Origin of the sequence: Bradyrhizobium sp. SSBR45G (genome assembly GCF_030159255.1) — a bacterium.
Lineage (GTDB): Bacteria > Pseudomonadota > Alphaproteobacteria > Rhizobiales > Xanthobacteraceae > Bradyrhizobium.
This window is the reverse complement of the sequence record NZ_BSCT01000070.1, coordinates 1-9,776: the sequence shown is the minus strand read 5'-3', so window position 1 is coordinate 9,776 and position 9,776 is coordinate 1. Positions and strand designations below refer to the sequence as shown.

At 65.0% G+C, this 9,776-nt stretch carries 9 protein-coding genes; 3 read left to right on the top strand and 6 right to left on the bottom strand.

Translation table 11 applies throughout. The annotated features are described in order from the left end of the window. Positions 1 to 313 precede the first annotated feature (313 nt). On the bottom strand, positions 314 to 1,432 hold the full coding sequence (gene hppD, locus QQL87_RS37090) for a 4-hydroxyphenylpyruvate dioxygenase (RefSeq protein ID WP_284424073.1): 1,119 nt from the start codon (positions 1,430 to 1,432) through the stop codon (positions 314 to 316). Positions 1,433 to 1,554: 122 nt separating this feature from the next. Here hppD and QQL87_RS37085 point away from each other — a divergent pair, with 122 nt between their 5' ends. Both QQL87_RS37085 and QQL87_RS37080 read left to right on the top strand, forming a co-directional pair. Continuing rightward, positions 1,555 to 2,034, top strand: coding sequence for an Lrp/AsnC family transcriptional regulator (locus tag QQL87_RS37085; protein ID WP_284424072.1), 480 nt, complete (start codon positions 1,555 to 1,557; stop codon positions 2,032 to 2,034). Positions 2,035 to 2,123: 89 nt separating this feature from the next. Continuing rightward, complete coding sequence (locus tag QQL87_RS37080; RefSeq protein WP_284424071.1) at positions 2,124 to 2,435, top strand: DUF1272 domain-containing protein; 312 nt, start codon at positions 2,124 to 2,126, stop codon at positions 2,433 to 2,435. A 176-nt stretch (positions 2,436 to 2,611) separates the two neighbouring features. Here QQL87_RS37080 and fahA read toward each other — a convergent pair whose 3' ends face one another. From fahA to QQL87_RS37055, 5 genes are all read right to left on the bottom strand, one after another. Further along, the gene (fahA, locus tag QQL87_RS37075) at positions 2,612 to 3,886 is read right to left on the bottom strand and encodes a fumarylacetoacetase (RefSeq protein ID WP_284424070.1); all 1,275 of its coding nucleotides are present in this window, start codon (positions 3,884 to 3,886) and stop codon (positions 2,612 to 2,614) included. A 198-nt stretch (positions 3,887 to 4,084) separates the two neighbouring features. After that, positions 4,085 to 5,431, bottom strand: coding sequence for a homogentisate 1,2-dioxygenase (hmgA, locus tag QQL87_RS37070; RefSeq protein ID WP_284424069.1), 1,347 nt, complete (start codon positions 5,429 to 5,431; stop codon positions 4,085 to 4,087). Next, on the bottom strand, positions 5,431 to 6,387 hold the full coding sequence (locus tag QQL87_RS37065; RefSeq protein WP_284424068.1) for an MBL fold metallo-hydrolase: 957 nt from the start codon (positions 6,385 to 6,387) through the stop codon (positions 5,431 to 5,433). The genes hmgA and QQL87_RS37065 overlap by 1 nt, the downstream gene beginning before the upstream one ends. 27 nt (positions 6,388 to 6,414) lie before the next feature. Beyond that, entirely contained in the window at positions 6,415 to 6,642 is a 228-nt protein-coding gene (locus QQL87_RS37060) for a DUF2783 domain-containing protein (protein ID WP_284424067.1), read from the bottom strand. Positions 6,643 to 6,655: 13 nt separating this feature from the next. Next, positions 6,656 to 8,290: an FAD-dependent oxidoreductase gene (locus QQL87_RS37055; protein ID WP_284424066.1), complete on the bottom strand. Its 1,635-nt coding sequence runs from the start codon at positions 8,288 to 8,290 to the stop codon at positions 6,656 to 6,658. Between the two features lie 165 nt (positions 8,291 to 8,455). Between QQL87_RS37055 and QQL87_RS37050 the strand changes: the two genes are divergently transcribed. Next, on the top strand, positions 8,456 to 9,013 hold the full coding sequence (locus tag QQL87_RS37050) for a MarR family winged helix-turn-helix transcriptional regulator (protein ID WP_284424065.1): 558 nt from the start codon (positions 8,456 to 8,458) through the stop codon (positions 9,011 to 9,013). Positions 9,014 to 9,776 lie beyond the last annotated feature (763 nt).

Sequence of the window (9,776 nt, the reverse complement as noted above, 5' to 3'; positions counted from 1 at the left end):
GTCCCATCGCCACAACACCCTAGCAGGTGTTGCACTTGTGGCGTGAGCCTAAGGGACCCATAACCACCAGCCGTCGTTTGGCGAGAAGTATCTGCCACCGTGCCCGACCGTGAGATCACGCGGTATGGGTCCCGGGTCGGCGCCCGACGTCGCTGGCGCGACGCCGGACTTGCCCGGGACGACACGATTTGTTGGCGGCGTCGAGCTATTTATCAAGCCGTCATCGCAAGCGAAGCAACGTAATCCAGGTGCGCCGGTGGCGGTCTAGATTTCTTCGCCGCTACGCTTCTCAAGATGACAACTTCTGCCTCACCTACTCCGCCGCCTCCACCTTCAGCACGCCGCGGCGGATCTGGTCTTCCTCGATCGATTCGAACAGCGCCTTGAAGTTGCCTTCGCCAAAACCGTCGTCGCCTTTGCGCTGGATGAACTCGAAGAAGATCGGGCCGATCGCGTTGGCCGAGAAGATCTGCAAGAGCACCTTGGTGTGGCCACCATCGACGACACCCTCGCCGTCGATCAGGATGCCGTTGCGCTTCAAGCGCGCGACATCCTCGCCATGCCCAGGCAGGCGCGCTTCGATGCGCTCGAAGTAAGTGTCGGGCGGCGACGGCATGAACGGCAGGCCTGCCGCGCGCAGCCCCTCGACGGTCGTGTAGATGTCGCGCGCGCCGCAGGCGATGTGCTGGATGCCCTCGCCGCGATAGATCGTCAGATACTCCTCGATCTGCCCGGAATCACCCGCGTCCTCGTTGATCGGAATGCGGATCTTGCCGTCGGGGCTGGTCAGCGCACGCGAGAACAGGCCGGAGGCACGGCCCTCGATGTCGAAGAAGCGGATCTGGCGGAAGTTGAACAGTTTTTCGTAGAAGCCGGTCCACACGTCCATGCGGCCGCGATGCACGTTGTGGGTCAAATGATCGATGTAATAGAGACCGGAGCCCGCGGGGCGCGGATCGCGCGCGCCGATCCAGTCAAATTCGAGATCGTAAGCAGAGCCCTTGGCGCCGTAGCGATCGACCAGATACAGCAGGCTGCCGCCGATGCCCTTGAGCGCCGGGACGTCGAGCGCCTTCTGCTGCGGCGGCAGATCGGCCGGCTCGGCGCCGAGCGCGATCGCGCGCGCATAGGCCTTCTGGGCATCGACGACGCGGAACGCCATCGACGGCGCGCACGGTCCGTGCGCAGCGACGAAGTCGTGGCCGTGGCTGCCGGGCTCCTCGTTGACGAGATAGTTGATGTCGCCCTGGCGATACACCGTGATCGCCTTGGACTTGTGCCGCGCGACCGCGGCGAAACCCATCAGCTTGAACAGCGCATGCAACTCGCCGGCCTTGGGGTGGGCATATTCGACGAACTCGAAGCCGTCGGTCCCCATCGGGTTGTCGGCGGAGATGGTGGCAGGCGGCGCATCGTGCGGAAACGGACCCATGGGCGGAAGCTCCTTCAGCTTGATGGGCTCATAGTCTCCTGAATTCCGCGCACGGGGCATGCAAACCATTGTCATTTTCGCCCAGATATGCACGATCCATGCACGATCAGGGAAAATGACGCATGATTTCGGTCGACAGCTTCGATCTCAAGATCCTCGCCGCGCTGCAGGACGACGGCCGGCTGACCAACCAGGAGTTGGCCGACCTCGCCGGCCTGTCCGCCTCGCAATGCTCACGACGGCGGATGCGGCTAGAGGAGGACGGGGTCATCGCGGGCTATCGCGCGCAGCTGGCAAGCCAGGCGCTCGGCTTCGAGCTGATCGCCTTCATCCAGATCACCCTGGCGACCCATTCACCCGACAACGCCCAGAAGTTTCGTGCGCTGGTCAACCGCGTCGACGACATCCAGGAGGCCTATGCGCTGACCGGCGATTCCGACTATCTGCTCAAGGTGGTGCTGCGCGACCTGAAGAGCCTGTCCGACATCGTCAACAACGTGCTGATGCCGCACCAGAGCGTGGCCCATGTCCGCTCCTCGATCGTGCTCGACCGGCTGAAGGAGAGCGCGAAGCTGCCGCTCGCATCCCTGCCCGCTGGCTGACGGCGTGGCGCAAATCGAGGGAACTTCGGCATTCAACAACGCACCGGTGTTTGCGACAGTCACGCCATTCCAACACCTGCGAGACGACCATGGCCCTGCAGCTTCGCCCGAACTGCGAATATTGCGACAAGGACCTGCCGCCGTCGGCGACGGACGCGCGGATCTGCTCCTATGAGTGCACCTTCTGCACCGACTGCGTGGAGACGAAGCTGTTCAACGTCTGCCCGAACTGCGGCGGCGGCTTCGCGCCGCGGCCGATCCGGCCCGAACACGAATGGCGGCCGGGCGCTTGCGTGACGAAGCAGCTGCCGTCCGACAAGCGCGTGCATCTGAAATATGCGCCGGAGGACGTCACGGCTTTCGTGGCTCTCGTCCGGAACGTGGTGCCGGAGGAGCGCTGATCTCTCTCCTCGTCATTCCGGGGCGGCCCGCAGGGCCGAGCCCGGAATCCATAACCACGATTGGTCGTCTGAATGAAGGTATCGCCACAGGCAGCTCGCACTACACATCCGCCTGTGGCTATGGATTCCGGGCTCGCGCGTTCCGCGCGCCCCGGAATGACGGCGGTGGGTGGGGGCTACCCGGCCGCGACGATCGTGCCTTCGACCTCGCCGAAGCCGACGCGATAGCCCTGCCCCTGGCACCAGCCGCGCATCACCAGCGAATCGCCGTCTTCCAGGAACGTGCGCGTCACGCCGCCCGCGAGTTCGACCGGCTCGGTGCCGTTCCAGCTGATTTCCAGCAGGCTGCCGCGCTGGTGCTTCTCGGGACCAGAAATGGTGCCGCTCCCCAGGAGATCACCGACGCTCATGGCGCAGCCGGAGGAGGCATGGTGCATCAGCTGCTGCACGCTCGACCAGTACATGTATTTGAAGTTGGTCTGCGAGATGCCCTGAGGCGCGTTGCCCCCCGAGGCCCGCAAGGCGACCTCGAGCGCGAGATCGTAGTTCTGCGCATGCGCCTGCTGCAGATACGGCAGCGGCGCCGGGTCCTGCACCGGCCCGACGACACGGAACGGCTCCAGCGCCTCCCGCGTCACCACCCAGGGGCTGATCGAGGTCGCGAATGCCTTGGCCTGGAACGGGCCGAGCGGCACATACTCCCATTGCTGGATGTCGCGTGCGCTCCAGTCGTTGAGCAGCACGAAGCCGAAGATCATCGCCTCCGCCTGCGCCTCGGTCAGCATCTCGCCGAGCGGCGAGGACTGGCCGATGACGACGCCCATCTCGAGCTCGAAATCGAGCCGCTTGCACGGACCGAAGCTCGGCACCTCGGCGCTCGGCGGCTTCAGCTGCCCCCGCGGCCGGCGCACTTTGGTGCCCGACACGACCACGGTCGACGCGCGGCCGTTGTAGCCGATCGGCATGTGCAGCCAGTTCGGCTGCAGCGCATTGTCCTTGCCGCGGAACATGACGCCGACATTGGTGGCGTGCTCCTTCGACGAATAGAAATCGGTGTAGCCGGCGACATGAAACGGCAGATGCAGCGTGACATCCTGGCGCGGCAGCAGCGCGCGGCTGCGCAGCGGCTTGTCGTCGCGCAGCCGCGGATTGTCATCGCGCAGCAGCGCACTGATCGCGGCGCGAATCTTCGACCACACCGCCGGGCCGAGCGCCATGAAGGCGTTGAGCGAGGGTTGTGCGAACACCTCATAGGCCGGCGACAGGTCGAGCAGGCCTTCGTCCTCCAGCACGGCGAGATCGAGCACGAACTCGCCGATGGCGACACCGACGCGCGGCTTCGGTGAGTCCGCTGCCGAGAACACGCCATAGGGCAGGTTCTGGATCGGAAAGTCGGACGACGGATCGACCGGGATGAAGGAGCGCAGCGAGGGATCGTTGGGGTGGGTCACGGTGTTTTCCTGAATTCGCGCCACGCCTCCCGCTGTCATTCCGGGGCGGCCCGCAGGGCCGAGCCCGGAATCCATAGCCACAGGAAGATGTGTGAGGCGAGGAGGTTGTGGCTTAGCTTTCCATCCGCACGATCAATCGTGGTTATGGATTCCGGGCTCGCCGCTAACGCGGCGCCCCGGAATGACGGCGGGTTTTGGCTACGGCCTGGTCGGATCGAACCTCTTCTCCAGCCCGTTCCAGCAATCGGCGTAGTCGCTCTGGATCGTGCCGGCCTCCGCGGCATGCTTCGTGATCCGCTGCGGGAAACGCGTCTCGAACATGAACGCCATCGTGCCCGTCAGCTTCACCGGCTTCAGCTCGCCATTGCTGGCATGATCGAACGCCTCGCGGTCCGGCCCGTGCGGCAGCATGCAATTGTGCAAGGACATCCCGCCCGGTACGAAGCCCTGCGGCTTGGCGTCGTAGACGCCGTAGATCAGGCCCATGAACTCCGACATGATGTTCATGTGATACCACGGCGGACGGAAGGTGTTGTCGGCCACCATCCAGCGCTCGGGGAAGATCACGAAGTCGATGTTGGCGGTGCCGGCGGTTTCCGATGGTGAGGTCAGCACGGTGAAGATCGACGGATCGGGATGATCGAAGCCGATGGCGCCGACCGGCGAGAAGGTCCGCAGATCATATTTGTAGGGCGCGTAGTTGCCGTGCCAGGCGACAACGTCGATCGGCGAGTGCTTCAGCTCGGTCTTGAACAGCGCCCCGCCCCATTTGACGTAGAGCTCGGTCGGCGTGTCCTTGTCCTCGTAGGAGGCGACCGGCGTCAGGAAGTCGCGGGCATTGGCGAGGCAGTTGGCGCCGATCGGGCCGCGCTCCGGCAAGGTGAAGGCGCCGCCATAGTTCTCGCAGAGATAGCCGCGCGCCGGACCCGCTGGGATCTCGACCCGGAACTTGACGCCGCGCGGGATCACGACGATCTCGCCGGGCTCGGCGTCGATGCGGCCGAACTCGGTGACGAACAGCAGGCGGCCCTGCTGCAGCACGAACATCAACTCGCCGTCGGCGTTGTAGAAGTGCTGGTCGACCATCGATTTGGTGATGACGTAGACATGCGTGGCCATGCCGGCCTGCGTGGCTGCGTCGCCCGCCGTCGTCATCGTCTGCACGCCCTGCAGGAACGTCACCTCGCCTGCCGGAATCGGCGTCGGATCCCAGCGCAACTGCTGCACCGTGATCTCCTGCTCGTGGCACGGCGCGGTGCGCCACAGTCCGGCATCGACCTTCGCGAAGCGCCCGGAGTGCTTGACCGAGGGACGGATGCGATACAGCCAGGAGCGTTCGTTGGAGCCGCGCGGCGCGGTGAACGGCGAGCCGGACAATTGCTCGGCATAGAGGCCATAGGCGCAACGCTGCGGCGAGTTGCGCCCGATCGGCAGCGCGCCGGGCAGCGCCTCGGTCTCGAACGAATTGCCGAAGCCGGACATGTAGCCCGGCGTGACCTGCCCCGTGGCACGGCTGAGCCGGTCAGGCGATGTGTTGATGTTCATCATCCTTCTCCTTGCAGGCGGGCCCACATCTCACGGTCGCGCTCGGCGGTCCAGATCACGGGATCGTCGATGCCGCTGGCTTCGTCATAGGCGCGCGACACGTTGAACGGCAGGCAGTGCTCATAGATGGCGAAGCTCGAGAATTTCGGGTCCATGACCTCGCGCGTCGCCGCCATCGATTCCTTCAGGCTGCGGCCCTTGGCGACCGACATCTCGGCCGCGCCATACAGCGAGCTGACGAAATCGCGCGTCATCGCGATCGCTTCGCGCACGGTCGCTTCACCCTTCAGCGCGTCGCCGCGGCCGGGCGCGATCGCCTTGGGATTGAAGTCGCGGATCTCGTTCAAGGTCGCCGGCCATTCGCGCAAATAGGCGTCGCCGCAATAGCAGGCCGAGTGATATTCGATGAGATCGCCGGAGAACATCACCTCGGCATCCGGCACCCAGGCGACGATGTCGCCGGAGGTGTGGCCGGCGCCGAGCTGGATCAGCTGCACCTCGCGCTTGCCGAGATGAATCGTCATCTCGCCTTCGAAGGTCAGCGTCGGCCAGGTCAGGCCGGGAATGCTCTCGGCGTCCTGGAACAGCCGCGGGAAGCGGCCATATTCGGAGTCCCAATCCTGCTGGCCGCGCTCGACGATCAGCCGGTGCGTCTCCTGCGAGGCGACGACGCCTTGCGCATGATAGGCCGAGGCACCGAGCACGCGTACGGCGTGGTAATGCGACAGCACGACATATTTGATCGGCTTGTCGGTGACGGTCTTGACGCGCTCGATGACCTTGTTGGCCATCGCCGGCGTCGCCTGCGCATCGAACACGATGCAGCCGTCGTCGCCGACGATGACAGCCGAGTTCGGATCACCCTCCGCCGTGAAGGCATAGAGATCGGGGCCGATCTCGGAGAAGGTGACCTTCTTCTCGGCCATGTCGGTGGTAGATGCGAAACCCTTCGCCATCAGTTCATTCCCCGTGTCTGCAGCGCCCTATTGCTGCTGCTGTTGTTGCTGTTGACCGGCATCGATCATGCGCCGTTTCGCCAGCGTGATCGCCTCGCGCAACACGCCGATGTCGCCAATGTGATTGGAGAGGATCAGGACCAGCGCCGCATCGAGATCGGCACTGTCCTTCTCCGAGAGTCCGCGATGCGCCTCGACGATGGCGCGGAACGCGTCATCGGGCTTGGCGAAATTAGAGGCGGTCGAGAGCGGCATCGTGATGGCTCCCTCAGTTCAGGCCAGACGCGCGCGCCACGGCCGCCGCGATGTCAGCTCGTGTCGGATGACGGAAGCGGGCCGCGACATAGCCGTCCGGGCGCAGCAGATAAGATGTACCTGCGGCGGCACCGTAACGCTTGCCAGCAAAACCTTCAGCATCGTCCAGGCCATCGCTTCCGCCGATCCGGATGACACCGACCTCTTCGGGCGCATCCACATCTTCGCTGTTGGCGAATGACAGCAAGGTGAAACGCCGGCCCTCCGCGTTGAACGCGTCGGTGAGATGAAGGTGCCTGCCATCAGCCGCTTTCAGCGGCGCATCCAGCATCGAGGTGCCCGGGCAAGGTCCGCCCTGCCAAGCATCAGCATCGGCCGTCGACAGCGGCGTCTCATAGACCGACGGCACCGACAGCCGGCCGCCATTGACCATGCGCTTGCCGAACTCGGTCTCCTTGGCGAGCGCCAGCACCGCCTTGCGCAGCCGCGCCTCCTGCGCGCTGACCGGCGCCATGAAATCGGTGGACCGCGTTGATTCGCGGATGTTCTCGTCGGCCGCGGCACTGCGCTCGATGTGATAGGTCTCGAGCAGACCGGACGGCGACGTCCCGCGCAGGACGCGATCGAGCTTCCAGGACAGGTTCTCCGCATCCTCCAGCCCGGAATTGGCGCCGCGGGCGCCGAACGGCGAGACCTGATGCGCCGAGTCCCCGGCGAAGATCACACGGCCGTGGATGAAGCGCTCCATGCGCCGGCACTGGAACTTGTAGAGCGAGATCCATTCGAAGTCGAACTTGTCATGACCGAGCATGCGCGCGATGCGCGGGCGCACGTTCTCCGGCTTCTTCTCCTCCGCGGGATCGCAATCCGGCGTCAGCTGCAGGTCGATGCGCCAGACGTCGTCAGGCTGGCGATGCAGCAGCGCCGAGCGCCCGGCATGGAACGGCGGATCGAACCAGAACCAGCGTTCGGTCGGAAACTCCGCCGTCATCTTGACGTCGGCGATCAGGAACTGATCCTCGAACACCTTGCCGGAGAATCCCGCCCCGACCATCTGGCGCAACGAAGAGCGCGCACCATCACAGGCGATCACATATTGCGCCGACAGGCGATAGGGGCCGTCCGGCGTCTCGATGGTCAGCACGGCCCTGTCATTCCGCTGCTCCAGCGCCGTCACCTTGTTGCGCCAGCGCAGCGAGATCGCCGGCAGCTGCGTAACCCGATCGACCAGATAGGCCTCGGCATAGAACTGCTGCAGGTTGATGAAGGCCGGCCGCTTGTGGCCGGGCTCCGGTAGCAGGTTGAACTGATAGAGCTCGGACGGACCGTGGAAGATGCGACCGACATTCCACACCACGCCCTTGTCGACCATGCGGTCGCCGACCCCGAGCCGGTCCCAATAGTCGAGCGAGCGCTTGGAGAAGCAGATCGCGCGCGAGCCCTCGCCGATGCGATCGGCGTCGTCGACCACGACCACGGCATGGCCGCGCTGCGCCAGATCGATCGCCAGTGACAGCCCTACGGGACCCGCACCGACGACGACGACCGGATGCTCGGCCGGCGCGGCGCGGTCCTGATCGCCGTGGCGATGATAGCCGAACTGAACCTTTGCGTGGCTTGCGCCCTGCCCCGGATTGGCCTGCACCATGGCTTGCTCGCCTTATGGTTTGCTTGACGATTGGTTTGCTTGACTGTCGAAGCGACCGACATTTCCTCAGGTGAGCCCCTGGGCCGTCTTGCCAGATAGTCTCACCTGCAACTATTCTAAAGCGGACGGCCCCGGCCGCGTCAACTCAAAAATCGGAGCGCGATCTTGGCGAATCCATCCACGGCGGAGTCCCGGCGCCAGGTCAAGGGCAGTGAGGGCGGACGAAATGCTGCATCGCCAAATGACGGCGAGCGGCTCGATTTGTTCAAGTTTGCGCCGTTCCGGCTGAATCGTCTGGCCGCGGAGGTCAGCGCCGCGCTCGCCAGCGAATATCGCGAGCGCTACGGGCTCGACATTCCGGAATGGCGCGTGCTGGCGACGCTCGGCTTCCGCCGCGAGGCCTGTAGCGCGCAATATGTCGCAGCCTGCACCCGCACCCACAAATCGACCATCAGCCGCGCGGTGACGTCGCTGCTGGAGCGGCGGCTGATCGAGCGCGTCGAGAATGCCGACGACCGCCGCGAATTCCGCCTGCGCCTGACGCGCAAGGGCAAGACCTTGTACGAGGAACTGATCCCACGCCTGCAGCAACGCGAGCGCGAGATCATGGCCTGCCTGTCCGCCGACGAGCGCAAGACCTTCGACCGCCTGATCGGCAAGATCGAGGCAAGCCTGGATCTGATCCAGACCAGCGAAGAGGCCGACGCCAAGCAGGCGTATTAGTTCGATGAGCGCAGGGCGGGCCAAGGTCAGCCGAACGCGGCAGGTGCCCACCGTTCTTTGCCGAACGACCGCGGTGGGCACGGCGCGCGAGATCGCCATCTCCAACGCGGACCTCCCAGGCGTCTTTGTCCACCCTTGCGGCTGCTCATTCAGGCAAGCGCGTTGTTACATGCAGTGCCAACAACAAACTCCACTGTCATCCTGGCGGACGCCCGGATCCATAGCCACTGCGAGTGGTTTGAGGCAGGCTGATCATTGGCTCTTTGCCCACCACCTCCGCCACGGCGTATGGATCCCGGATCGGCGCCCCGCCGCCGCTTCGCGCCGGCAGGCTTGTCCGGGATGACGGCGGTGGGTGGCGACGACGGTCTGTAGGGTGGGCAAAGGCGCGCCGAGTTGTGAGCTGTTTGCTCCAGCGCGCGCCGTGCCCACCATTCCCACCACCGACGCGGATGCACGGTGGGCACGCGACCGCCTGCGGCGGCTGCTTTGCCACCCTACGGCCGCGGTGCTGGCATTCCGATTCACATCTCAAACAGCGATCGACATGGGGACGCAGTCTCGCGGCAGCTGATGCCCGAGGCTTGCGATCAGTTCGTCCCTCGCAAGCAAGTGCAGAGGGCGCAGGGAATGCCGGGTGAAGGCCTCACCCATGGCCCGCCTGCGGAAAAAAATGCAGGCGGCAGGTACCACAGGTGCAGCCGACATTCCGGCATTCCCTGCGCGACGGGCTTACGGCTGCTTCGCGATCTCCCCGGTGCGC